Origin of the sequence: Ilumatobacter sp., assembly GCF_046290335.1 — a bacterium.
Classification (GTDB): Bacteria; Actinomycetota; Acidimicrobiia; order Acidimicrobiales; family Ilumatobacteraceae; genus Ilumatobacter_A.
In genome coordinates this window covers 225,911-248,436 of the sequence record NZ_JBKAGH010000003.1, presented here as the reverse complement: position 1 = coordinate 248,436, position 22,526 = coordinate 225,911, and the positions used below count along the sequence as shown (strand labels likewise).

25 protein-coding genes are annotated in these 22,526 nt (G+C 65.8%); 5 read left to right on the top strand and 20 right to left on the bottom strand.

Features of this window, described 5'->3' with window-relative positions; genetic code table 11:
- Positions 1-16 precede the first annotated feature (16 nt).
- A complete protein-coding gene (locus tag ACE37B_RS13740; RefSeq protein WP_409923895.1) occupies positions 17-922 on the top strand; it encodes a hypothetical protein in 906 nt (301 codons plus the stop codon).
- Here the strand turns inward: ACE37B_RS13740 and ACE37B_RS13735 are convergent.
- Positions 909-1,100, bottom strand: a complete 192-nt coding sequence (locus ACE37B_RS13735) for a hypothetical protein (RefSeq protein WP_409923894.1) — start codon at positions 1,098-1,100, stop codon at positions 909-911. The two genes, ACE37B_RS13740 and ACE37B_RS13735, sit on opposite strands and share 14 nt — an antisense overlap.
- Positions 1,101-1,121: 21 nt before the next feature.
- Here ACE37B_RS13735 and ACE37B_RS13730 point away from each other — a divergent pair, with 21 nt between their 5' ends.
- Positions 1,122-1,739, top strand: coding sequence for a hypothetical protein (locus tag ACE37B_RS13730; protein WP_409923893.1), 618 nt, complete (start codon positions 1,122-1,124; stop codon positions 1,737-1,739).
- Between the two features lie 5 nt (positions 1,740-1,744).
- Here ACE37B_RS13730 and ACE37B_RS13725 read toward each other — a convergent pair whose 3' ends face one another.
- From ACE37B_RS13725 to mmuM, 4 genes are all read right to left on the bottom strand, one after another.
- On the bottom strand, positions 1,745-2,017 hold the full coding sequence (locus ACE37B_RS13725) for a hypothetical protein (protein ID WP_409923892.1): 273 nt from the start codon (positions 2,015-2,017) through the stop codon (positions 1,745-1,747).
- 92 nt (positions 2,018-2,109) lie between these two features.
- Positions 2,110-2,994, bottom strand: coding sequence for a hypothetical protein (locus ACE37B_RS13720; RefSeq protein WP_409923891.1), 885 nt, complete (start codon positions 2,992-2,994; stop codon positions 2,110-2,112).
- 95 nt (positions 2,995-3,089) lie between these two features.
- On the bottom strand, positions 3,090-3,650 hold the full coding sequence (locus ACE37B_RS13715) for a hypothetical protein (RefSeq protein WP_409923890.1): 561 nt from the start codon (positions 3,648-3,650) through the stop codon (positions 3,090-3,092).
- 188 nt (positions 3,651-3,838) lie between these two features.
- Positions 3,839-4,705, bottom strand: coding sequence for a homocysteine S-methyltransferase (gene mmuM, locus ACE37B_RS13710; RefSeq protein ID WP_409924338.1), 867 nt, complete (start codon positions 4,703-4,705; stop codon positions 3,839-3,841).
- Between the two features lie 54 nt (positions 4,706-4,759).
- On the opposite strand from mmuM, the gene ACE37B_RS13705 reads away from it, so the two are divergent.
- Genes ACE37B_RS13705 through ACE37B_RS13695 form a run of 3 tightly spaced genes read left to right on the top strand, consistent with a single transcriptional unit; the run spans position 4,760 to position 6,398 of the window.
- Positions 4,760-5,158 carry a PaaI family thioesterase gene (locus tag ACE37B_RS13705; RefSeq protein WP_409923889.1) on the top strand — a complete coding sequence of 133 codons (399 nt, stop codon included), beginning with the start codon at positions 4,760-4,762 and terminating at the stop codon, positions 5,156-5,158.
- A 2-nt stretch (positions 5,159-5,160) separates the two neighbouring features.
- On the top strand, positions 5,161-5,766 hold the full coding sequence (locus ACE37B_RS13700) for a hypothetical protein (protein WP_409923888.1): 606 nt from the start codon (positions 5,161-5,163) through the stop codon (positions 5,764-5,766).
- A complete protein-coding gene (locus ACE37B_RS13695; protein ID WP_409923887.1) occupies positions 5,763-6,398 on the top strand; it encodes a Type 1 glutamine amidotransferase-like domain-containing protein in 636 nt (211 codons plus the stop codon). Before ACE37B_RS13700 ends, ACE37B_RS13695 begins: the two co-directional genes overlap by 4 nt.
- Positions 6,399-6,410: 12 nt before the next feature.
- Here ACE37B_RS13695 and ACE37B_RS13690 read toward each other — a convergent pair whose 3' ends face one another.
- Genes ACE37B_RS13690 through ACE37B_RS13620 form a run of 15 tightly spaced genes read right to left on the bottom strand, consistent with a single transcriptional unit; the run spans position 6,411 to position 22,525 of the window.
- Entirely contained in the window at positions 6,411-7,922 is a 1,512-nt protein-coding gene (locus tag ACE37B_RS13690; protein ID WP_409923886.1) for an NADH-quinone oxidoreductase subunit N, read from the bottom strand.
- Positions 7,923-7,927: 5 nt separating this feature from the next.
- A complete protein-coding gene (locus tag ACE37B_RS13685; protein ID WP_409923885.1) occupies positions 7,928-9,511 on the bottom strand; it encodes an NADH-quinone oxidoreductase subunit M in 1,584 nt (527 codons plus the stop codon).
- Positions 9,508-11,487 carry an NADH-quinone oxidoreductase subunit L gene (gene nuoL, locus ACE37B_RS13680; RefSeq protein WP_409923884.1) on the bottom strand — a complete coding sequence of 660 codons (1,980 nt, stop codon included), beginning with the start codon at positions 11,485-11,487 and terminating at the stop codon, positions 9,508-9,510. Before nuoL ends, ACE37B_RS13685 begins: the two co-directional genes overlap by 4 nt.
- A gap of 5 nt (positions 11,488-11,492) precedes the next feature.
- A complete protein-coding gene (nuoK, locus tag ACE37B_RS13675) occupies positions 11,493-11,834 on the bottom strand; it encodes an NADH-quinone oxidoreductase subunit NuoK (RefSeq protein ID WP_409923883.1) in 342 nt (113 codons plus the stop codon).
- A complete protein-coding gene (locus ACE37B_RS13670) occupies positions 11,831-12,412 on the bottom strand; it encodes an NADH-quinone oxidoreductase subunit J (protein WP_409923882.1) in 582 nt (193 codons plus the stop codon). Before ACE37B_RS13670 ends, nuoK begins: the two co-directional genes overlap by 4 nt.
- On the bottom strand, positions 12,409-13,086 hold the full coding sequence (locus ACE37B_RS13665) for a NuoI/complex I 23 kDa subunit family protein (RefSeq protein WP_409923881.1): 678 nt from the start codon (positions 13,084-13,086) through the stop codon (positions 12,409-12,411). The genes ACE37B_RS13670 and ACE37B_RS13665 overlap by 4 nt, the downstream gene beginning before the upstream one ends.
- Positions 13,086-14,324 (bottom strand): NADH-quinone oxidoreductase subunit NuoH, encoded by a 1,239-nt coding sequence (gene nuoH, locus ACE37B_RS13660; RefSeq protein ID WP_409923880.1) that lies wholly within the window; start codon positions 14,322-14,324, stop codon positions 13,086-13,088. Before nuoH ends, ACE37B_RS13665 begins: the two co-directional genes overlap by 1 nt.
- The gene (nuoG, locus tag ACE37B_RS13655) at positions 14,321-16,726 is read right to left on the bottom strand and encodes an NADH-quinone oxidoreductase subunit NuoG (protein WP_409923879.1); all 2,406 of its coding nucleotides are present in this window, start codon (positions 16,724-16,726) and stop codon (positions 14,321-14,323) included. The genes nuoH and nuoG overlap by 4 nt, the downstream gene beginning before the upstream one ends.
- Entirely contained in the window at positions 16,726-18,129 is a 1,404-nt protein-coding gene (gene nuoF, locus ACE37B_RS13650; protein ID WP_409923878.1) for an NADH-quinone oxidoreductase subunit NuoF, read from the bottom strand. Before nuoF ends, nuoG begins: the two co-directional genes overlap by 1 nt.
- Positions 18,130-18,131: 2 nt before the next feature.
- Positions 18,132-18,755: an NADH-quinone oxidoreductase subunit NuoE gene (gene nuoE, locus ACE37B_RS13645; RefSeq protein ID WP_409923877.1), complete on the bottom strand. Its 624-nt coding sequence runs from the start codon at positions 18,753-18,755 to the stop codon at positions 18,132-18,134.
- The gene (locus ACE37B_RS13640; RefSeq protein WP_409923876.1) at positions 18,752-20,146 is read right to left on the bottom strand and encodes an NADH-quinone oxidoreductase subunit D; all 1,395 of its coding nucleotides are present in this window, start codon (positions 20,144-20,146) and stop codon (positions 18,752-18,754) included. Before ACE37B_RS13640 ends, nuoE begins: the two co-directional genes overlap by 4 nt.
- Complete coding sequence (locus tag ACE37B_RS13635) at positions 20,143-20,613, bottom strand: NADH-quinone oxidoreductase subunit C (RefSeq protein ID WP_409923875.1); 471 nt, start codon at positions 20,611-20,613, stop codon at positions 20,143-20,145. The genes ACE37B_RS13640 and ACE37B_RS13635 overlap by 4 nt, the downstream gene beginning before the upstream one ends.
- Positions 20,613-21,197: an NADH-quinone oxidoreductase subunit B gene (locus tag ACE37B_RS13630; protein ID WP_409923874.1), complete on the bottom strand. Its 585-nt coding sequence runs from the start codon at positions 21,195-21,197 to the stop codon at positions 20,613-20,615. The genes ACE37B_RS13635 and ACE37B_RS13630 overlap by 1 nt, the downstream gene beginning before the upstream one ends.
- Positions 21,198-21,209: 12 nt before the next feature.
- Entirely contained in the window at positions 21,210-21,704 is a 495-nt protein-coding gene (locus ACE37B_RS13625) for an NADH-quinone oxidoreductase subunit A (RefSeq protein WP_409923873.1), read from the bottom strand.
- Positions 21,704-22,525, bottom strand: coding sequence for a hypothetical protein (locus ACE37B_RS13620; protein ID WP_409923872.1), 822 nt, complete (start codon positions 22,523-22,525; stop codon positions 21,704-21,706). Before ACE37B_RS13620 ends, ACE37B_RS13625 begins: the two co-directional genes overlap by 1 nt.
- Position 22,526 lies beyond the last annotated feature (1 nt).

The following is a 22,526-nucleotide window of genomic DNA, read 5'->3' as shown; positions in this document are numbered from 1 at the left end:
GGAACCTCTGTTGGTGATGGACGCCACACGAGCAAGTCGCCGGTCGTTTCTCGGGCTCGGGTTCGCCATGGGGCTGGGCGCGCTGAACGCCGACAGCCTCGCCAATGTGACAGAGAAGGCGGTACGCGTCGACCCACCCGTGCACACGCCCGGTGCGTATGACCCCCAGGCGTTGTACGTCGCGCTGTACGGCTTCCCCGGGTCGTCGACGCTGGGTGCGCTGGGCGAGCAGCCGCTCCAGCAGACCGTCGACCGAGCCGTTCGACTCGCCGAGCGATACGTCGGCTTGGGCCGCCCGGTCGTGCCGGCGTTCGAGCTCATCGGATCCGTCGCCTCAGCGTTCGCCGGTTCGGACGGCGACTACTCGAACGAATTCCCGCCGGAGCTCTTCCTCCCCTGGATCGACGCCGCCGAGGACAACGGATTCCACGTCCTCATCGACCTCCAGTCGGGGCGCGCTCGATTTCCCGACCAGGCGCGCGAGTACGCCGAGCTCTGGCGCCGACCGAACGTCAGCATGGCGCTCGACCCCGAGTGGCGCGTCCGGGCACCACAAACGCCGGGCGGTGGCACCATCGGCACGGTCGACGCCGCCGAAGTCAACGAGACGACCTGGTACCTCGACGAACTCACCCGATCGGAGGGCCTGCCGCCCAAACTCCTCGTCCTGCACCAATTCGATCCGTCGATGATCACCGACAAGTCGTCGATCGCCGGCACCGATCGCGTGCAGGTCGTGATGCACATGGACGGCTTCGGCACGCTGGCGCGCAAGCGTGGATCCTGGGGCCGCATGGTCGCCGACCTACCGCCAGGGTCCCGCACCGGATGGAAGAACTTCTTCGACGAGGACTCGCCGACCCCGACCCCCGCAGAGACGCTCGACAACACGCCCACGCCGATGTGGGTCAGCTACCAGTAGCTGCCGCATCGCGGGTTCGGGCCTGCGCGAAGCGTTCGTGGAGGCGCACCCGCAGCTCGTCGTGCTCGGCGTCGACGAACTCGCGGCGCTTGCGCTGCACCGTCACCGTGCCCGCCGTGATGCCGACCGCAGCGACACCGACGATTCCCGCGAGACCAACCCACTTCCAGATGCGCATCGATCAGTACCGTAGGCGACGATGGACTTCGCCGAGGCCGCCGCCCTCACCCGAACCGGCGACGTCTGGCTGTTCCGCGGTCGATCGACGGCCGACCGGGCCATCCGTGCGGTCACCAACAGCCCGGTGAACCACGTCGGGATGGTCATCGCCCTCGACGACCTCCCGCCGCTGCTGTGGCACGCCGAGCTCGGCAAGACCATCCCCGACGTCTGGGCCGGCATCACCCACCGCGGCACTCAATTGCACCGCCTCGTCGACGCCGCCGGGCAGTGGCACCACCGGTACGGACAAGACGCGTGGATGCGCCAGATCGACATCGACGTGACGACGGAGATGGAAGACGCGATCCTGCACGTCGTCGACGAACTCGACGGCCGGACGTTTCCCGGCACCGGGTCGCTCGCGAAGGGATGGTTGAAGGGGCGAGTGAAGCGGAGCGCAGGGCTCGAGCAACTGTTCTGCGCCGAAGTCGTGGCGATCACCTACGAGCGGATGGGGCTGCTCGAAGCCAACCGGCCACCCAACTGGTACGACCCCGGCAAGTTCTGGAGCGGTGACCGCCTCGACCTGATCGGCGCGACGCTCGGCCCGGAGATTCCCGTCACCGACATTCCGCCGTTCGTCCTCCCGGAGTAGACGTCTCAGGCGGTATCGCTGAGCCAGGGGTCGACCATCACCGGGAGACGCCACGCCGTCGCGAACGCGTCCGCCACTTCACGGATCGCCGACACCACGCAGCCGGCGGTGATCGCGCTCGACGCCAGCGTCAACGCTGCCGTCAACTGCATCAGCGCGTCGTCGTAGGCACCGTCGGCCGCGAGATGACACGCGAGGTTGCAACGGTGGAACGGGTCGTGCGGAGCGTTCTCGACCGCTTCCCGGAGGCGTCCCATCTCGATCTCCGATGCGGTCATAGTCGAGGATCGGCGGGCTCGGGGTCCAGCTTGAGCTGAACCGCGGTCAAGAGTTCCACAAGCGACAGAGTGGGTCAGACCCACTCTGTCGCTCACCCGCGTCCGACGGTCTGGACCTCGTCGACGTCGTAATCGAACGCGACCGTCTGCGTATGCGACAACACCCCCGACCCCGACGACGAAACCCACGGCAACACCCACTCCGAAGAAATCGACAACACAAAGCCCACCCCCGCCGGTGACGGCTGCCGATACGTGTACCCACACACCGGCGACGCCTCCACCGTGTCGAGATCGACGATCGGATCACCCGATCCGTCACACACCACCACATCACCCGTCCCCATCTCGAACGACGTCACCGAATGCGCCGCGGTCATCGTCACCCACCGCGGACCCGCTTCCGCCGTGAGACGCGACGGCACCACCGGTGGAGCAATCGCCAACCACATCCCGAGGTTCACGATCCCACCCGCCTCCACCGACGGACTCACATCCGGCTGAGGCGATGGGATCCGACCGCGCATCAAGCCTTCGAGCTCATCGAGCAGCACCGTCGCATCGGTATCGATCGCTACGTAGACGAACTCGGCTGCCGCTCCCGGGCAGTAGACGCTGTAGAACGCATGCGGGATCACCTCACCCGCCTGACGCCACGGGATGTTCGTCGGCTGCGCACGACGAAGCTGCTCCAATCGAGCCGCCTCCGCACGACGCTCCACCTCCAAGTCGTACGCCTCCTGGGCCTGGTCGTGCTCCGCCAACTCCTGAGCTGTCGGCTCGCGAGCTGTCGGCAACGCCGGGACGTCCGGCAACGGCGGCTCGTTCAACACCACCGAGATGTCGTGGAAGTCCTCGTACTCACCCATCGAGAACTGACGCCACGAACACCGCGGACCACCCGAGCCGCCCTCCGAGATCGTCACCCCGTTGTACCGGGTCCGCACCTCGATCGTGCCACCCAAATCCACGGCCACCGGAGCCGGCTGATTGTCCCCATCGTCTCGCGTCCCGATACCTGCCTCCGTAGGAATTCCCGAGACCATGACGACTGCAATCAGCAGACCTCCGACTAGTCGTCGCAACTCGTAACTCCGTCCTCGGACGAGATCGTGCTGCTGGTGCTGAGCTTCCAGATGCCATCGGCCCAGACGACGGTTCCCCTGCTCCGGTACCGAACCGGACGATCGTCGACCGACTCTCCGACCGCGTTCACCAGAACCCCCGCATCAATTCGACAGAACAGAACCTCTGCCGACTGGGGCTCGCTACTGAGCACCTCAACTACCCGAATGAGCGACTCGATGTCCGCGTTCGGCCGCGCAACCAATCCATCGGAGGCGAGCCGATGGTAGAGGTCCCTCGCAGTCTCCAAGGCGCGATCCGCATTGAAGTCCTCAAGTCTCGAAAGTGCGTCCGGGTCCGCGGGTGTCGCAGCGCCGAGCAAGAAGGACTTCTCCCCCGCATCGAGGTCTGCTTCGATGTCGAGGCGGAGGTCTTCCAGAGTGGTCGTCGTCGGCGGCGGCTCGGTGGTACTCGTCGTGCTGGTGGTCGACGGGCTGGGGGACGTGGTCGTCGTCGCGACAACGGAAGACTCGACCACGATCGACTCGATCGACTCGGTCGGCTCCAACGGCGCCGCCGGAGCGTCGCCATCGCCGCCCGAACACGCGGACGCGACCACAGCAACAGACACGACGACCCCGACACCCCACCGGCCAGTCATCGGGAGGACATTACCAGGACGCTCCACACCGTCTCAGCGGGTGACAGAAGCTGCCAACCGGAAAACGACAGAGTGGGTCAGACCCAGACTGTCGCTCAGTGGCGCAGGGCGCGGGCGAGGGCTGCGATGTCGGAGGGGCCGACCTCGCAGCAGCCGCCGAGGAGGCGGACGCCTGCGTCGAGCCAAGCTGGGATCAGGTCGAGGGGAAAGGTGCCTCCGCCGACCCATTCGTGGGTCGAGGCGTCCCACGTCGACCCACGGTTCGGGTAGGCCACGCAGGGCAGTCCGGTGCCCGAGCGAGCGATGACGACGGCGTCGAGGACCTCGTTCGGAGCACAGCAGTTGACGCCGGTCGCCACGATCGAGGAACTACCTGCGACAACGGCGAACGCCTCCTCGAGGTCCTGGCCAGCGCGGGTCCGGCCGTCGGCGACGGTGTACGACAGCCACGCTGGGAGGCCGATCTCGTCGAGCAACGGTACGAGCACTTCCGCTTCGCGGACATCGGGGATCGTCTCGACGGCGAACAGATCGGGGCCTGCGGCCGCCAGCAGTTCGAGCCGCGGGAGATGGAAGTCGCGGAGTTGGGTGGCGTCGAGGCCGTAGTCGCCCCGATACTCGGAGCCGTCGGCCAGCACGGCACCATACGGTCCGATCGATGCCGCCACGAGCAGGCGGTCGGGTTGGTCGACGTCCGCTTCGTCCCTCGCCCGCTGCGCGAGCGTCACGCACGAGGTGATCAGCGAGGCCGGCAGGGTGGCGAGGCTCGCCTGGTAGCTCGCCGTCGTCGCGACGCGCGCGCCCGCGGCGAAGTACGCGGCATGGGCCGCCACGATCGCGTCGGGGTCGTCACGCAGCAGACGCGCCGTCCACAACGACGTTCGCAGGTCGGCGCCGACTTCCTCCAGTGCCGTCGAGAGTCCACCGTCGAGCACGACGAGATCGAGCGGACGCTGCTGCATCATCTCAGCCTCGCGGATCCGAGCCGTGCGAGTCGGCACGAGTAGCTTCGCCCCATGAGCGACGACGCGGCCGCACCGCCGATCACGTTTCCCCTCCAAGGCTTCCTCGGGATGGAACTCACCGGTGACGCGCCAGGTGCGGGAATCGCGTCGATCAGCATCGGCGCGGAACATCTCAACCCGAACGGCGTCGTCCATGGGGCCGTGCTGTTCGCGCTCGTCGACACGGCGATGGGCAAGGCGACGATGAGCGTTGTCGACGATGGCTTCTACTGCGCGAGCGTCGAACTGTCGTTGCGCTTCATCAGGGCAGCGGCGGCAGGGCACCTCGTGGCGGAGGCAACTGTGGTGAAGCGGGGACGCAACGTCGTCCACCTCGAAGCGCGGGTGCACGACGGCGACGAACGAATCATCGCCACATCCGCCGGCACCTTCGCCATCCTCGGCGGCTGAACGTGGCCGACTCGCCTGTGCTCGCGATCGATCGCCACCCGGCGACCCGGGTCGTGAATCTCGCGGTGAAAGTGGCGCTCGTTGCATCGTTCGCGATCGCCATCGGGTTGTCGCCCGACACCGTCGACGGCAAGGCGATGGGGTTCCGTGCCCCGCTGTTTCTCGCGCCCGTCATCGTGGTGCCGATCGTCGCTCGACTGCGCAGATGGGATCCGTACCCGCACACCGCCGACGCGTTGCTCGCTGCGCCGTTCCTGCTCGACACGCTCGGCAACCTGCTCGGCATCTACGACGACTACGCCCGAACCGACGATGTGCTCCATGCCATCAACTGGGTGCTGCTCGTCGGGGCGTACCACGCGTTCCGGTTCCGCAACGTCACCGATCGACGCGACGCCGTGCTGCTCGGCTACGGCTTCGGAGCGATCACGATCGTCTGGTGGGAACTCATGGAATGGGCCGTGTCGGAGGACGGATTCGGCGGGGCCGGCGGACTCGCACTCACCTACGAAGACACCGTCGGCGATCTGTTCCTGTCGTCGACCGGCGGGTTGATCGGTTCGATCGTCGCGGTCCGCTGGCTGTCGTCGAGGGCGAGCCGATCGTGATCTGTCTCCAAGGCGGCCACGAATTCACCCGCGACTGCGAGGAGATGGACACCGAGGTGCTCCAGCGGATCGGCGACGGCTCGGTGGCGGTCCTCGCCGGAGCGGCCCGCGTCGGCAGCGACTACGACAGCGCATCGGCTCGCGCTCGGCGCCACTACGAGCGCCTCGGCGCACACGTCGTGATCGTCCCCGATCCGCGCACCGACCTGGCCGATGCGGTCGCTGCGCTCGACGACACCGTGGCGCTGATCGTCCTACCAGGCGGATCGCCGGCGAACCTGCTCGAAGCGCTCGACGGCACCATCGGCGAACGACTCGTCGCGCTCCACCACACCGGGACGGCGATCTCGGGAGCGTCCGCGGGAGCGATGGTGCTGTGCGAACGCACCGTCAGGCCCGGAGCCGCGACGGGAACCGACGTCGTCGACGGCCTCGGGCTCGTCGGCGGGCTCGCGCTCCCCCACTGGACTGCATCGGGCCCACGAAGCTGGCCGATCCCCGACGACATCGACCTGTGGGGGCTCCCCGAGTGCGGCGGTGTGATCATCGCCGATGGCGCGGAGCCGCTCGCGGTCGGCCACGGCGAACCCGCTCGCCGCATCGCCGGCACCTGGACGCCGATCGATCGTTGAGCGACTCGACGATCAGCGGGCGAAGGCGGTGACGGTTTCGGTCGCGTCGATCAACCAGCCCGGCAGGACGCCGACAGCGATCGTGAACACTGCCGCTGCCGTGATCGCCAGGCCAGCGCTGAACGGCACGGAGACCGTCGGCGCATCGCTCTCGGCATCGTGCAGCCACATGCTGACCATGATCCGCAGGTAGAGGAACGCCGCGACGACCGCCGACACCATCGCGATGATCGCGATCGCGTAGCTGGTCTCCTCGACCGCGGCCTGGATCACACCGAACTTCGACACGAAGCCGCTCGTGAACGGCACACCCGCCTGCGCCAACAAGAAGACGGTGAAGGCGATCGCCAGCGCCGGCTTGCGCTTCGCAAGACCCTTGAACGTCGACAGCGACGCATCGCCCGTGCCGGCCACGACCGTGACGACACCGAACGAGCCGATCACCAGGACCGTGTAGATGATCAGGTACAGCGACACCTCGGGCACGCCGGCGCCAGGATTCGACTCGCCGGCCGTGTGAGCCGCCGCCTCGATGCCGACCAGCAGGAATCCGGCGTGGCTCACCGAGGAGTAGGCGAGCATGCGCTTCACGTTGTCCTGCACCACGGCGAGGAACGAACCCACGACCAGCGACAGCACCGCCAGCACCCAGATGATTGGACGCCAGTCGTCGCGATACACCGGCAGCCCGACGATCAGGACACGCACGATCGCACCGAAGGCTGCCGCCTTGCCGATCGACGCCATGAAGGCAGTGACCGGCGTCGGCGCTCCCTGATACACGTCGGGCGCCCACAGATGGAACGGCGCCGCAGCGACCTTGAACGCGAGCCCGACGATCAGCATGGCAATTCCCGCCAACGCCAAGGCGTCGTTGTTCTCGTCGAAACCGGATGCCAACGCCTCGAGCATCTCGGAGATGTTCGTCGAGCCGGTCGCGCCGTAGACGAGCGCGATGCCGTAGAGGAAGAACGCCGAGGCGAACCCGCCCAGCACGAAGTATTTGAGACCGGACTCGGCCGACGCGTCGGAGCGACGGTTCGACGCCGCCAGCACGTACAGCGCCAACGACAGCGTCTCGAGACCGAGGAACAACACGATGAGGTCGTTCGCCGACGACATCACGATGCCACCCGTCGCAGCGACGAGGTACAGCGCGTACACCTCGGGGCCGTCGTTGGGCGTGTCACGGATGAACGCATCGGTGAGCAGCACGACCAGGATCACACCGATCGAGATCGTGATCGTCGCCATCATCGAGAACGTGTCGAACGCCAGCGCACCGGCGACGAGGGTGCGGGTCCCTTCGTCGGAGATGTCGTCCCAGTTCACCATCGCCAACGCACCGGTCGCGCCTGCGGCCGTCGCAGCGGTCAACGCATACAGGCCCTTCGGCCACGTCGGCGTCAGCGCCCCCACGACGAGCAGGAACAGCGCGGCGCTGACCAACACGATCAGCGGCGACAGCGCGAACCAACCGACCTCGGGGTTCAGGTTCTCGGCCTGCTGCAGGAGAACGTGCATGCCGCTCACTCGTCGCCCTCCTCTCCCTCGCCGTGTGTGGGCTCGAAGGTGCCGCGCTGCGTCCCGATCTCGGGTTCGTCGAGCGAACTGTGCTCAGCCACGTGCGTGATGAGCACCTCGACCGACGGCTCGATGCGGTCGAGCAGCGGCTTCGGGTACACGCCGACGAACACGATCGCGAAGATGAACGGCAGCAACACCATCGCTTCCTTGGCACGCAACTCAGGGAACGTCTTGTTGTCACCTTCGGGCTCACCGTGGAACACACGCTGGTACGCCCACAGCAGATACAACGCCGCGAGGATCACACCAGCCGTGGCGACCACGGCCCACCAACGCGCCGTCTGGAAGGATCCGAGCAGGATCAGGTACTCACCGATGAAGCCGTTGAGCCCGGGCACGCCGATCGACGACAGCATCACGACCATGAAACCCGCTGCGAAGATCGGGGCGACCGACTGAATGCCTCCGAGTTCGCTGATCTGACGCGTCTTGCGCCGCTCGTAGATCCAACCGACGAACAAGAACAACGCACCGGTCGACACGCCGTGGTTGATCATCTGCAGCACCGAACCGGTGATCGCCTGCGACGTGAACGCGAACGTTCCGAGCACGATGAAGCCCAGGTGCGCGACCGATGAGTAGGCGACCAGGCGCTTGAGGTCCTTCTGCATCGTCGCGGCGATCGCGCCGTAGATGATGCCGATGACCGCCAAGGTGAGCCACAGCGAACGGCTCCACACCGCCGCTTCGGGGAACAGGTACAGGCCGAACCGCAAGAAGCCGTACGTGCCGAGCTTCAACATCACACCGGCGAGCACGACCGAGCCGGCCGTCGGCGCTTGCGTGTGCGCGTCGGGCAACCACGTGTGGAGCGGGAAGATCGGCACCTTCACCGCGAACGCGATCGCGAACCCGAAGAACAGCCATCGCCCGGTCGAGGTGGCGAAGTCGGCACCCTCGGCGATCTCGACGAGGTCGAAGGTGATCTTGCCGAGATCGTCGCGAGCGAGCATCGCGGTCGCGATCAGGCCGACCATCATGAACGCCGAGCCGAGGAACGTGTACAGGTAGAACTTCGTCGCCGCGTACTCGCGGTTCTCGTAGCCCCACCCGCCGATCAGGAAGTACATCGGCACGAGCACGATCTCGAAGAACAAGAAGAACAAGAACAGGTCGAGCGACAAGAACGAGCCCATCACGCCGGCCTGCAACATGAGCATCCACGCCAGGTACGGCTTCTCGTCGTGATGCGGATCGATGCCGACGATCACGAGCGGGAACAGCACGCCGGTCAGCACGACGAGGAACAGCGAGATGCCGTCGACACCGAGGTGCCAGCCGATGCCCCACTGTTCGATCCAGGTGTGCTGCGACACGAACTGGAAGCCACCGTCGGAGGTCTCGAACGACGCGAGGAGCCAGATGCTCATCGCTGCGGTCGACACCGACGTCAGGAGCGCGACGAGCTTCGCGTACTCAGGCCGCGTCTTCTGCGTCAGCAAGATGCCGACGGCACCGATGATCGGCGTGAAGATCAGCGCCGACAGGATGGGAAAGGCACCCGCGGCGCCACCAGCAGCAATCACAGAATTCCTCGAATCACGACGAACCAACCGAGGAGCAGCACGACACCGATCCCGATGACGCCGGCATATTGCCGCACGTAGCCGGTCTGGCCCTTGCGAACTTGATCGGCCGTGGCTCGCACCATCGTGCCGACACCGTTGACCGCACCGTCGACGATCTTGGCGTCATAGTCGGCCACGCTCTGGAAGCCGGCACGCCCGGGCTTACCCATGAACCAGGAGATCGCCTCGTCGTAGCGCCAACCACGAGCGAGGATCTCCGGCTCGAACGGTGTCGCGACCTTGCGTTGGTACACCATCCAGCCGGCGACGATGCCGATCACCGCGCAGGCGATGGCCACGAAGATCAAGGTGACCTTCAGGTCGTACGCCGTCGTGTCGGTGATCTCGGCCTCGTTCAGCCCGACCACCGGGTGCAGCCAGTCGAGCAGCTTGTGCTGCCAGTCCTTCGGGATGATCCCGAGCGACGGCAACTGGATCAGACCGCCGACCATCGACAGGCCAGCCAGCACGACGAGCGGCAGGAGCATGAACGGCGGTGACTCGTGCGGCTTGAACTCGCCGTGCGCGCCGTGCGTCTCGACCGGTTCGGCATCGGGCTCCGACTCCAGTTCGCCAGCTTCGGCCTCGTTGGCGTGGCTGCCCCACTTCGCGTCACCGAAAAACGTCATCACGACCTGGCGGGTCATGTAGAAGGCGGTGAGGATCGCCGTGACGATGCCGATTGCATACAGCACCCAGCTCTCGGCAGCCGCGAACAGCAAGATCTCGTCCTTCGACCAGAAACCGGCGAACGGCGGCACCCCGGCGATGGCGAGCCAGCCGATGATGAACGTGGCCGCGGTGACCGGCATGAACTTGAGGAGCTTGCCCATCTTGCGCATGTCCTGCTCGTCGTGCATCCCGTGGATGACCGACCCGGACCCGAGGAACAACAGCGCCTTGAAGAAGGCGTGCGTGATCATGTGGAAGATCGCCGCGACGTACGCCCCGGTGCCGACGGCCAGGAACATGTAGCCGAGTTGCGACACCGTCGAGTACGCGAGCACCTTCTTGATGTCGTTCTGGGCGAGTGCGATCGTGGCGGCGAACAGGGCCGTGATCGCGCCGATCCAGGCGATCATCATCGGCACCCAGTCGGCAGCCGCGCCGAGCACCGGGTTGATCCGCACCATGAGGAACACGCCCGCCGTGACCATCGTCGCGGCGTGGATGAGCGCCGACACCGGCGTCGGGCCCGCCATGGCATCGGGGAGCCACACGTACAACGGCAGCTGCGCCGACTTGCCGACCGCGCCGACGAACAACAACGCGGCGATGCCGGTGGCGGTTGCCTGGGTGAGGGTGCCCGCCAGCGCCGAGTCGTTGATGACGGCGTAGTCGATCGATCCGACCGCACCGAACGCGAGGAACATCGCCAGCATCACGCCGAAGTCGCCGACACGGTTGGTGACGAACGCCTTCTTGCCAGCCGTGGCATTGGCCTCTTTGGAGTGCCAGAACGAGATCAGGAAGTAGGAGCAGGTGCCGACGCCTTCCCAACCGAGGAACGTGACGAGCAGGTTCGAGCCGAGCACCAGCAGGGTCATCGACAACACGAACAGGTTCAGGTACAGGAAGAACTTCGAGAACTTCGGGTCACCGTGCATGTACCCGATCGAGTACAGGTGGATCAGCGAACCGATGCCGGTGACGAACAGGCACATCGTGATCGACAGCGGGTCGACCAAGAACGCCATGTCGATCGACAGGTCGCCGACCGGCACCCACGAGAACAGCGTCTCGGTATGCGAACGCTCCTCCTCCGACATCCCGAGCAGGTCGAGATAGATGAGCACCGAGACCACGAAGCTGGCCGCGACCATCGCGGTGGCGAGGAAGCCGGCGCGAGGCTCACCGAGACGGCGGCCCAACAACAAGATGAGCGTGAACCCGAGCAACGGAAACGCGGGAATCAGCCAGACGTACTCGACCATGGAATTCAGCCCTTCAGTTCCGCGAGGTCATCGGCGGTCGCGCCCGGACGGCGACGCAGGATCGACACGAGGATGCCGAGCCCGACGACGACTTCGGCGGCGGCCACGACCAACACGAAGAACACGGCGGTCTGCCCGTTGATGTCACGCAAGATCGTCGACTCGCCATCGACGTCGACGAATTTGGTGGCGACGGCGACGAAGGTGAGGTTCGCAGCGTTGAGCATCAACTCGATGCACATGAACATGACCAGCGGATTGCGGCGCACCAGCAGACCGAACGCCCCGATCGAGAACAGCAACGCCGAGACGATCAGGTACCAGGAGGGTTCGATGGCGGCGATCATGACGCACCGTCCATCGGCGTGTCCTTGGGCCACTTGCGGGTGAGCAGCACGGTGCCGGCAACCGCCACGATCAGCAGCACCGACGTGAGCTCGAACGCGAAGACATGGTCGTTGTAGAGGTTCTGGCCCAGCCGCTGGATGTTGCTGTCACCGTTGAACGCGTCGTCGGCGAGCAACTCACGCGTCGACGGCGACACGTTGTTCTCGGTGATCGAGCCGCCCGCCTTGGCGATCGCGGCGACGAGCAACGCAAAGAGTCCGACGCCCATGACAGCGGCGAGTGGACGCTGCACCTTGATCGGCTCGATCGACAGATCAGCAGCCTTGTCGACACCGAGCAGCATGATCACGAACAAGAAGAGTACGACGATCGCACCGGCGTACACGATGACTTGGACCGCCGCCAGGAAGTGCGCCTCTTGAGCGACGAACTGCACGGCCACGCCGAACAGGGTCAGGACCATGCCGAGCGCGGCGTGCACCGGATTCTTGAACAGGATCACGCCGAGGGCGCCCCCGATCATCATCACGGACGCGGCAAAGAAGACCAGGTACTCGATGAAGGTGGCGTCGGTCATCGTTCGACGACCCTGACGGATTTGTCCCGCTCGACCTGCTTGGGCTCCGGAGCACGTACACCGTGCCCGAGCTCACCGCTCCAGCCGACTTCTCCTTCGAAGGTCGCGTCACCCGACGGTGACGTGGCTCGCATCCAACCGGACGTGAGCAGATCGTCGCCCTCTCGCCAGTCTTCCCACGGCAGCTTTTTCGGCATCCCCTCGTCGTCGACGACCAGTTCGGCCTTCGTGTAGATGGCGTCCTGGCGGTTGGTGAAGCTGAACTCGAACAGCTTCGATTCCGTGATCGCCTCGGTCGGGCACGCCTCGACGCACAGATCGCAGTGAATGCAGCGGAGGTAGTTGATCTCGTAGATGTAGCCGAACCGCTCACCCGGCGACGTCGGGTTGACCGGATCGTTGTCGGCGCCGCGCACGTGGATGCAGTCGGCCGGACACACGCCCGCGCACAACTCGCAGCCGATGCACTTCTCCATGCCGTCCTCGTAGCGGTTGAGGACGTGACGACCGTGCAGCCGCTCGGGCTTGGCGATCTTTTCGTCGCCCTTCACCTGCTTCGCGTCGGTGCCCTTCTTCTTCGCCCGCCGGCCACCCGAGTACTCGGTGGTGACCTGCTTGCCGCCGAAGAGGCGGTGCTGGCGAATGGTGACGGCGAATCCCTCGAGGTAGCCCATCAGACGGGTGCTCCCTTGTTCTCGAAGACGGAATCGGCGGACTGGCGGTTCTTGTTCCCGACTCGCAGCGCCAACATGAACAACCCGATCGACGCGGCGCCGACGGCGACGGCGATCGCCGTGACGCGGAGGCTGTCTGCGAACGCACCGTCAGGCGAGAACTCACGCAGCGCGGCGAGCAGCAGGAACCAGCCCAACGAGATCGGGATCATGACCTTCCAGCCGAGGTTCATCAACTGGTCGTAGCGGAGTCGGGGCAGCGTGGCCCGGAACCAGACGAACATGTAGAGGAACAAGAACAGCTTGAGGACGAACCACAGCGTGCCGCCGACCGCGCCCGCCCAACCGAACAGGTTGAAGTCGCCGAGCATCACGGGCTGGGGTCCGCCCAGGAACAGGGTCACGACGATGCCCGACATCGTGATGACGTTCATGAACTCGGCGAGGAAGAACAATGCGAAGCCGATGCCGCCGTACTCGGTGTTGAAGCCGGAGACGAGTTCCTGTTCGGCTTCGACGAGGTCGAACGGCGGCCGGTTGAGTTCGGCGGTGACCGCGATGACGAAGATGACGAACGGGACGATGCCGGTGGCGACGATGTTCCAGTCGGCCAGGCTGCCCTGCGAACTCACGATGCTCGCCGTGCTCAAGCTCCCACTGCTCAGCAACACCGCAGCGAGGCTGAGACCGAGCGCCGCTTCATACGAGATCATCTGCGCCGAACCGCGCACCGCACCGAGGAGCGGGTATTTCGAGCCTGACGCCCATCCGGCGAGCATCACGCCGTACACGGCGATCGACGAACACATCAACACGAGCAAGATGCCGAGCTGCGGGTCGGCGAGCTGCACCCTGGTGACTTCACCGAAGATGGTGATCGTGCCGTCCTTACCGTCGGAGAAGTCACCGCCGAGCGGCAGCACCGACCAGATCAAGAACGCCGGCACGAACATCAGGTACGGGGCGAGCTTGTAGATGAACGGGTCGGACTTGTTCGGGGTGAACGTCTCCTTGAAGAACGACTTGATGCCGTCGGCCAGCGTCTGGAGCAGACCGAACGGACCCGCCTTGTTCGGGCCGATGCGGTTCTGCATGCCCGAGACGACCTTGCGTTCGAACCACACCATGAACATCGTGCCGAGCAACCCGACCACGAAGATGATCAGCACCTTGACGAGCACGATCAGCAGCGGTGTCCACAGCAGCTTGCCTTCGAGGATCGGGTCGATCGCGATCACGACACCACCTCGATACGGACGTCGGTGACGCCAGCGCTGGAGTCGATGAGGTCTTCGGCCTTGCCGCCGCCTTGGTTGAACGGCACCCACACGACGCCCCGAGCGACCGAAGGGTTGGCACGAATCGGGAGCACCGCGGTCGTGCGAGCGCCGACCAGCTTCACGTCGCCGCCTTCGCTCACACCGAGTTGATCGAGATCGAGCGGATGCACATGGGCCGCGGCGCCGGGCGCGAGTTTGGCGATCGAGTGCGACATGGCCGTGCCGATCGCACGGTCGTACAGCTTGCGGCTCACGACCAGACGGTAGTCGTAGCTGTTGCGCTGGAGCACGGACGGCGAGACATCGGGCAACGAGGCGCTCGGCGCAGTACTGAGCACTCCGTTCGGGTCGACGGTGAGCGCCGACGACGTCACGGCCTCGAACCCGGGGACGTGCGCCGCGATCGCCGCGGTCAGGTCGTCGACCGAGGTGACCTCGGCGATCGGTCCGTCGACGTCGAGCAGGATCGCCAACTCGGCGGCGATCATCCAGTCGGGGCGAGCCGTACCGGTCGTGGTGACCTGCTCCGCCAGCGTCGACACGCGACCTTCGATGTTGGTGGTGGTGCCAGCCTTCTCACCGTAGGCAGCAGCGGGCAACACGACGTCGGCGAGTCTGGTCGACTCCGAGAGGTGCGTGTCGATCGACACGATCCGACGGGCGCCGGCGAGCGCGCGTCGAGCCAGATCGGCATCGGGGCAATCGTTGATCGGGTCGGCACCGAGCAGGATCAGCAACTCGATCTTGCCGTCGGCGGCAGCCTGCAGCGAAGCCAGACCGTCGTGATCGGCATCGGCAGGCGCCATGCCCACCGACAACGCTCCGACCACGTTGCCGCGACGCAACGCGGGGAGCACCGTCGCTGACGGGACGGCGGCGAGCAACTTCGACAGGGCCGCAACGGTCGAATCGGCATGCTCGGCCAGGTTCGGGCGTCCGGCCACGACGACGACGTCGCCCGACTCGATCTGTGCCGCGACGGCGGCATCGGCGAGCAACGCAGCGACGGCGTCGGCTTGCAGGCCGGGCTGGTGACGCTCGCTGCGCCACGCGTAGCGGGTGAGACCGGTGTCGACCGACGAGATCTCGATGATCTTCGACGTGCCCTGCTGTGCGGCTTCGCGCAGCCGCAAGTACAGGACCGGGAGCTCCTCTTTGACGTCGGGTGCGAGCAAGATGATCGTGGCGGCCGAGGCGGCCTCGTCGATCGTCGCTCGCGGCAGCCCGAGGATCTCAGCCGGAAGGCCATCTCCGAGCTGTGCGTCACGATGGGTGATGTCGAGACCGTCGGCGAGTTGCGCCCAGGCAAACGCGTCCTCGTTGGAGCCACGGGCGCCGCCGAGCAGGGCGATGCTCTCCGCGCCGGCGAGGTCGCGCGCGGTCACGACCAGTGAGTGGACCGCGTCGAGTGCCGCGCTCCACGAGGTCGTGGTGAGGCCGGCGTCGGTGCGGACCATCGGGTCGGTGAGTCGCTGCTCGGAATTCACCGCCTCGAAGCTGAACCGTCCTCGGTCGCACAACCACCCGTGGTTGACCGGGTCTGAGTCGACGCCCTGGTAGCGCAACAGTTCGTCGCGGCTCGACTGGATGACGGTGCGACAGCCGACGGAGCAGGTCGTGCACGTCGATTCACTCTGCGACAGGTCCCACGGGCGAGCCTTGAAGCGATATGGCTCGGCCGTGAGCGCGCCGACCGGGCAGATCTGCACGGTGTTGCCCGAGAAGTAGGAGGCGAACGGCTCGTCGGGGAACGTCATCACCTGGGTCTGGTTGCCGCGTTGGGTGAAGTGGATGAGCTTGTCGCCGGCGACCTCGTCGGCGAAGCGTGTACAGCGGTCACAAAGAATGCAGCGTTCGCGGTCGAGCAGGACGAGATCGGAGATCGGGATCGGCTTTTCGTAGTGCCGCTTCTCTTCGATGTAGCGGCTCTCGCCCGGGCCGTGGCTGAAGGCCTGATCTTGCAGCGGGCACTCGCCGCCCTTGTCGCAGACCGGGCAGTCGAGCGGATGGTTGGCGAGCAAGAGCTCGATCATCCCTTCTTGTGCGCGCTTGGCCGTCGGCGACTCGGTGTCGATCACCATGTCGGGTGCGACGGTGATCATGCACGACGGTTGCAGCTGCATGCCTCGGCCCGTGTCGACCTCGACGAGACACTGGCGGCACATGCCGACCGAGCTCATCCGCGGGTGATAGCAGAAGTGTGGGATGTAGGCGTCGTGTCGCTGGGCCGCGGCGATGACGAGTTCACCCTTGCGAGCCTCGATCTGGCGGCCGTTCAGCGTGACCGAGACGGCATTCGGATCCGGTTCGGGCTCGGTAACCGGCTCCTCGACCTCTTCTGCGGTGGTGTCTTCGCTCATCAGCCTGCTGCTACGGGAATGGAGACGCGTCGTGGCGCCGGGACGACTTTGGCCTCGAACTCGTCACGGAACAACGTGAGGGCCGAGTGCAACGGAGCATAGGCGGAGGGGCCGACGAAACAGATGGTGGTCATCTTGTACGGGAACGGCACGGCGTCCAAACCGAGTCGCTCACTCGCCGCATGCGGCATGTCGCCGGGGCAGATCGACTGACCGACTTCCAGGATCAGGTCGAGGTCGGCATCGGTGCCGTGTCCCGAGCAGATCCGTTCCAGGATCCGCAGCAGCCAGGTGCCGCCTTCACGGCACGGAACGCACTTGCCGCACGACTCGTGCGCATAGAAACGGGTCAGCGTGAGTGCGGCCTGCGGGATGTCGGTGGTCGAGTCCATGACCATCACTGCGCCCGAGCCGAGCATCGAGCCGGCCGCTCCGGCCTCGCGACCTTCGAACGGGATGTCGAGCTGATCGGGGAGGAACCACGGGGCCGAACCACCGCCGGGCACGAACGCCTTGAGCTCGTTGTCGTCGCGGATGCCTTGACAGAACTCGGCGCCGTAGATGATGTCGCGGAAGGTCGTCGAACCGTTGACGATCTCGTACACGCCGGGACGCTTGACGTGTCCGGAGATGGCGATCATGCGCGTACCCGGCGAGGTCTCGGTGCCGATCGCCGTGTAGGCGGCCGACCCGTTGGAGGCGATGAACGGCAAGTTGGCGAGGGTTTCGACGTTGTTGACGATCGTCGGCTGGCCGTACAGGCCGACGGCGGCCGGGAAATACGGCGGCTTCAGCCGCGGCATGCCGCGTTCGCCTTCGAGCGACTCGATCAGCGCAGTCTCCTCGCCGACGACGTACGCGCCCGCACCCCAGTGCAGCACGATGTCGACCGAGAAGTCGGTGCCCAAGATGTTCTTGCCGATGTAGCCAGCGGCGTACGCGTCGTTGAGCGCGTCGGCGATGCGCTCGTGCGCGAGCGCCATCTCGCCGCGCACGTACAAGAAGCACTGTGACAGTCCGGCTGCGTAGCAGGCGATGAGACATCCTTCGATCAGCTGATGCGGATCACGCTCCATCAGCAGGCGGTCTTTGTAGGTGCCCGGCTCGGACTCGTCGCCGTTGACGACCAGATAGCGGGGCCACACGCCCTGCGGGGTGAACCCCCACTTGACCCCGGCCGGGAAACCCGCGCCGCCACGGCCGAGCAGCGTCGAGGACTTGACCTCGGCGCTCATCTCTTCCGGGGTCTTCGCGAGTGCCGCCCGCAGGCCCTCGTAGCCGCCGGTCGCGTGGTAGCGCTCCAGCGTGTAGCTGTCCTCGAACTCGAACCGAGACGTGACGATCTTGGGCCGGTCGCCCTGGTAGAAGCCGGGGGTGTAGTCGCGGGTGATCGCGGTGCTCATGATCAGGCTCCCTTGCTCTCGACGCTGACGCTGATCCACGCAGGCGGCTCGGTCACGTCTTCGGGCGGAACTGCGCCGACCGCACGGTCGACCGGGATGTGCTGACGGTTGCGGCCGAGCGTGCCGTGCGGCGGGATCTCGGCGTCGAGCTTGCCGGCGCGCAGATCGTCGACCAGTTGGTCGAAACTCTCCGCGGTGACCCGGTAGCGGTGGCGATAGTTGACCTGCAGTGTCGGCGCCTCGGTGCAGGCGGCCTGGCACTCGGCTGGCTCGAGCGTGATGAGCCCGTCGTCGGTGGTGCTGCCCGCCTTGACGCCGAGCCTGTGCTCGGCATGGTGCATGAGTGAATCAGCACCGAGGAGCGCGCAGCTGAGGGTCTGACAGATGTTGATCACGTACTTGCCGACCGGCTCGAACTTGAACATCTCGTAGAACGTCGCCGTGCCGATGACCTCGGCCGGGGTGATGTCGAGCAACTCCGCGAGGTGGCGCATCGCCTCGTCGGTCACGTACCCGTTCTGCTCCTGGCTCAGGTGCAGCAACGGGATCAGCGCGGACTTCTTGCGCGGATACCGGGCGATGATCTCACGCGCCAGCGCGACGTTGGTGTCGTTGAGACGGCTCATCGGTCGACTCCACCGAGGACCGGGTCGACCGACGAGATGACGGCGACCGCGTCGGCGACGAGGCCGCCGCGCATCATGTGCGGCAGGCACTGGATGTTGGTGAACGATGCGTCGCGCATGTGCATCCGATACGGGGTCGGGGAGCCGTCGCTGGCGATGTAGCAGCCGACCTCGCCGCGGGGGCTTTCGATGCCGACGTACACCTCGCCTTCGGGCACCTTGAAGCCTTCGGTGAAGATCTTGAAATGGTGGATCAGCGCTTCCATCGACTCGTCGATGCGAGCGCGCGGCGGAGGCGTGACCTTCTTGTCCTGGATCCGGTAGTCGCCCTCTGGCATCAGATCGACGATCTGTCGAACGATCTTCATCGATTCACGGATCTCCGCGAGGCGGATCGCATAGCGGTCGAACGCGTCGCCGTACGACCCGACGATGACGTCGAAGTCGACCTGCTCGTACTCGAGGTACGGCATGTCGCGACGGAGGTCCCATTCGACGCCGGTCGACCGCACGATCGGCCCGGTCGCACCGAGCGCCAACGCCTCGTTCGGCGTGATGACACCGACGCCCTGGAGACGCTCGCGCCAGATCGGCTGGCCGGTCATCAAGATGTCGTACTCGTCGAGGCGAGGCGGCAGCATCTCGAGCAGGTCGAGCACGCCGTCGCGCCAGCCCGCCGGCAGGTCGGCGGCGACGCCACCCGGGCGGATGTAGTTGTGGTTCATCCGCAGGCCGGTGACCTCCTGGAAGAACCGCAGCACCTCTTCGCGTTCGCGCCAGCCGTAGATCATCATCGAGACCGCGCCGAGGTCCATGCCGTTGGTGGCCATGAACAGCAGGTGGCTGGCGATGCGGTTCATCTCGACCATCAGCATGCGGATCCACGTCGCCCGCTCGGGGATGTCGTCGGTGATGTCGAGCAGCCGCTCGGTCGCCATCGAGAAGACGAGCTCGTTGTTGAGCGGGCTCAGATAGTCCATGCGCGTCACGTTCGTGCCGCCCTGCATGAAGGTGAGCGACTCGGCGGTCTTCTCCATGCCGGTGTGCAGGTAGCCGATGATCGGCTTGCAACGCAGGACCTGCTCACCTTGCAGCTCGAGCATGAGCCGCAACACGCCGTGCGTGGAAGGGTGCTGCGGACCCATGTTGATGATCATCGTCTGATCTTCTTCGGGGTCGTCGGGAAGGTCGCCGAGCTTGGCAGCGTCGGCTTCCGACATCCGTAACACCGACCCGACCTCGCGCATCAACTCGCGCGCGGTCGTCTCGCTGCGCGGCTTGAGGAGCTGCGCGCCTTCGTAGGTGTTCGGGATGAACACCGCAAAACTCTCGGCTGGCGGCTCGACTGTCTCGTCGGTCGCTTCGACCAGTTCGTCTTCGGTGGTGCTCACGCGTGGGCCTCCTTGAACTGGACCGGGATCCGGCCGATCTCGTAGTCCTTGCGCAACGGATGACCGACCCAGTCTTCGGGCATCAGGATGCGGGTGAGGTCAGGATGCCCGTCGAAGACGATGCCGAACATGTCGTAGGTTTCGCGCTCGGGCGCTTCGGTGCCGGGGTGGAGATCGAACAGTGACGCGACCGTCGGATCGCCCTCGGGCACCTGGACTCGGATGCGGGTGCGGCGGCGGTTGCCGATGTCGAGCAGGTTGACCACCACCTCGAAGCGCTCGGGCACGATGCCGTCCGGCAGGGGACGCTGAAGGTAGTCGAGGTAGTCGACCCCGCACAGGTCGACGCAGATCGTGTAGCCCTCGTCGGCGAGTGCCTTGACGACGTCGACGTACTGCTCGCGCGTCGGGTGGATCACTTCCTGGCCGTGCGAGTCGGTGACCGGGCAACCGTGGATGACCGTCATCAGCGCTTCGCTCCCAGCAGGACCGGCGTCGTTCGTGCGTCGATTTCTTGCACGTGGACGTTCGCACCGCCGCCGTTCTCGGCGCGACGCTTCATGATCTCCTGCGTCTCGATCAAGCCGTGCAGCTGCTCGATCGCATGAATGAGCGTCTCGGGCGTCGGCGGGCAGCCGGGGGCGTACACGTCGACCGGCACCACCTGGTCGACGCCTTGCACGATCGCGTAGTTGTTGAACATGCCGCCCGAGCTGGCGCACACGCCCATCGAGATGACCCACTTCGGCTCCATCATCTGGTCATAGACCTGCCGCAGCACCGGTGCCATCTTCTGACTCACCCGGCCGGCGACGATCATGATGTCGGCCTGACGCGGGCTGGCTCGGAACACCTCCATGCCGAAACGAGAGATGTCATAGTGCGCGCCACCAGTTGCCATCATCTCGATCGCGCAACAGGCGAGACCGAACGACGCCGGCCACGACGAGCGCGACCGAGCCCAGTTGACGAGATCTTCGAGCTTGCCGGTGATGACGTTGTGCGTGAGACCGCCCATTCCGTCGTCGAGCACATCGTTGACGATGCCCATGATGATGACTCCTTAGGCTGCTGCGGTGTCGGTCGAGTCGCCAGGCGACTCAGCGAGGCGCCCTTCGGTCCCGACGCGACGCACGGTGGTGGTCAGGGTCCGCTCGGGGCTGATCATCGACGCTTCACGCTCGAGGCTCCGGTACTGCTGCAACGGGCCCCAGTCGAGGCCACCACGGGCGACCTCGTACACGAACGTGAGGAAGAAGATGACCGAGAAGATCAGCACTGCCCAGAACCCGTACGCGCCGAGTTCACCGCGTGACACGGCGTAGGGGTAGATGAAGATGATCTCGATGTCGAACATGATGAACAGCATCGCGACGATGTAGAAGCTCACCGGGAACCGTTCCGGAGGCTCGCGAGTGGGGACGATGCCGCACTCGTAGGGCGCCTCTTTGGCGGCCGACGGGCGGCGAGGTGCCAGCAGCTTCGAGGCCAGAAAACTGAGTACACCAAAGACGATGCCGAGCGCCAACAAGACCACGATGGGGAGGTACTGACCCATCAGGCGGTAGCGACTGCCTTGCTCGTCGACAAGTTCTCACGGAGGATCTGCTCACGGCGATGCAGCAGGTAACACAGTGCCAGGAAGATGGCGCCACCACCCAGCGTCAGCACGACGGCGGGCTGACGGCGGGCGCCGAGATCGCGGATCATGTAGACGTACTGGCGCTGCCGGGTGTCGTCGACCGACGGCGGCACCGGCGCTCGGCCCGGCTCGGTGCGCACCTGGATGATCGGTGCCGCTTCGGCCACCACGTAGTGCGGGGTGTGCCAGAACGCGAGGAAGTCGAGCTCCTCGCGGCCAGCGATCAGCGGGAACCGCTCACCACCGATGTCGAACACTTCGATGATCTGATATTCACCCGGGCCGAACGCGCCCTGTTCCTCGATGTAGACCGAGGCGGACGCCTGGGCCTGACCGAAGGCGGGAGACGCCGGGTCGAGGACGATGTAGCCCTCGTCGACGAACTGCTGAGCGACGAGCTGAGCTTCCTCCACGACGGTTGCGTCGTCGGGGACCTGGGGGAGTTGCTCGAGCGCTCCACCAGAACGGAGCGCCTCGGTGTCTTGCAGCACCGTGGCGCCGGGCACCGGCTGCCAACTCGGGTCGGGTCCGCGGAGACCGATGCCGTAGATCCACCACGTGGCGCCCATGAGCACCATCCAGCCGGCGAGGCCGGTGAGTGCGACGAGGAACGCCAGGCGTGAGCCCATGTTCGTCGCCATGATCATGTAGATCGATCCGCAGAGGATCACCACGGAGATGACGACCGTGAGCAGGCCGCGAAGTTCCGGCTCCCAGCCGATTGCCAACAGATTCATT

Bases quoted from the DNA above. Each gene is read 5' to 3' on its own strand.
- ACE37B_RS13740 (WP_409923895.1), top strand. From the start codon at position 17: ATGGACGCCACACGAGCAAGTCGCCGGTCGTTTCTCGGGCTCGGGTTC.
- nuoL (WP_409923884.1), bottom strand. From the start codon at position 11,487: ATGGTCGAGTACGTCTGGCTGATTCCCGCGTTTCCGTTGCTCGGGTTC.
- ACE37B_RS13635 (WP_409923875.1), bottom strand. From the start codon at position 20,613: ATGACGGTCATCCACGGTTGCCCGGTCACCGACTCGCACGGCCAGGAA.
- ACE37B_RS13670 (WP_409923882.1), bottom strand. From the start codon at position 12,412: ATGACCGACGCCACCTTCATCGAGTACCTGGTCTTCTTTGCCGCGTCC.
- ACE37B_RS13705 (WP_409923889.1), top strand. From the start codon at position 4,760: ATGAGCGACGACGCGGCCGCACCGCCGATCACGTTTCCCCTCCAAGGC.
- ACE37B_RS13735 (WP_409923894.1), bottom strand. From the start codon at position 1,100: ATGCGCATCTGGAAGTGGGTTGGTCTCGCGGGAATCGTCGGTGTCGCT.
- ACE37B_RS13630 (WP_409923874.1), bottom strand. From the start codon at position 21,197: ATGGGCATCGTCAACGATGTGCTCGACGACGGAATGGGCGGTCTCACG.
- nuoE (WP_409923877.1), bottom strand. From the start codon at position 18,755: ATGAGCCGTCTCAACGACACCAACGTCGCGCTGGCGCGTGAGATCATC.
- nuoK (WP_409923883.1), bottom strand. From the start codon at position 11,834: ATGATCGCCGCCATCGAACCCTCCTGGTACCTGATCGTCTCGGCGTTG.
- ACE37B_RS13730 (WP_409923893.1), top strand. From the start codon at position 1,122: ATGGACTTCGCCGAGGCCGCCGCCCTCACCCGAACCGGCGACGTCTGG.
- nuoF (WP_409923878.1), bottom strand. From the start codon at position 18,129: ATGAGCACCGCGATCACCCGCGACTACACCCCCGGCTTCTACCAGGGC.
- ACE37B_RS13690 (WP_409923886.1), bottom strand. From the start codon at position 7,922: ATGCACGTTCTCCTGCAGCAGGCCGAGAACCTGAACCCCGAGGTCGGT.
- ACE37B_RS13725 (WP_409923892.1), bottom strand. From the start codon at position 2,017: ATGACCGCATCGGAGATCGAGATGGGACGCCTCCGGGAAGCGGTCGAG.
- mmuM (WP_409924338.1), bottom strand. From the start codon at position 4,705: ATGCAGCAGCGTCCGCTCGATCTCGTCGTGCTCGACGGTGGACTCTCG.
- ACE37B_RS13665 (WP_409923881.1), bottom strand. From the start codon at position 13,086: ATGGGCTACCTCGAGGGATTCGCCGTCACCATTCGCCAGCACCGCCTC.
- ACE37B_RS13625 (WP_409923873.1), bottom strand. From the start codon at position 21,704: ATGGGTCAGTACCTCCCCATCGTGGTCTTGTTGGCGCTCGGCATCGTC.
- ACE37B_RS13620 (WP_409923872.1), bottom strand. From the start codon at position 22,525: ATGAATCTGTTGGCAATCGGCTGGGAGCCGGAACTTCGCGGCCTGCTC.
- nuoG (WP_409923879.1), bottom strand. From the start codon at position 16,726: ATGAGCGAAGACACCACCGCAGAAGAGGTCGAGGAGCCGGTTACCGAG.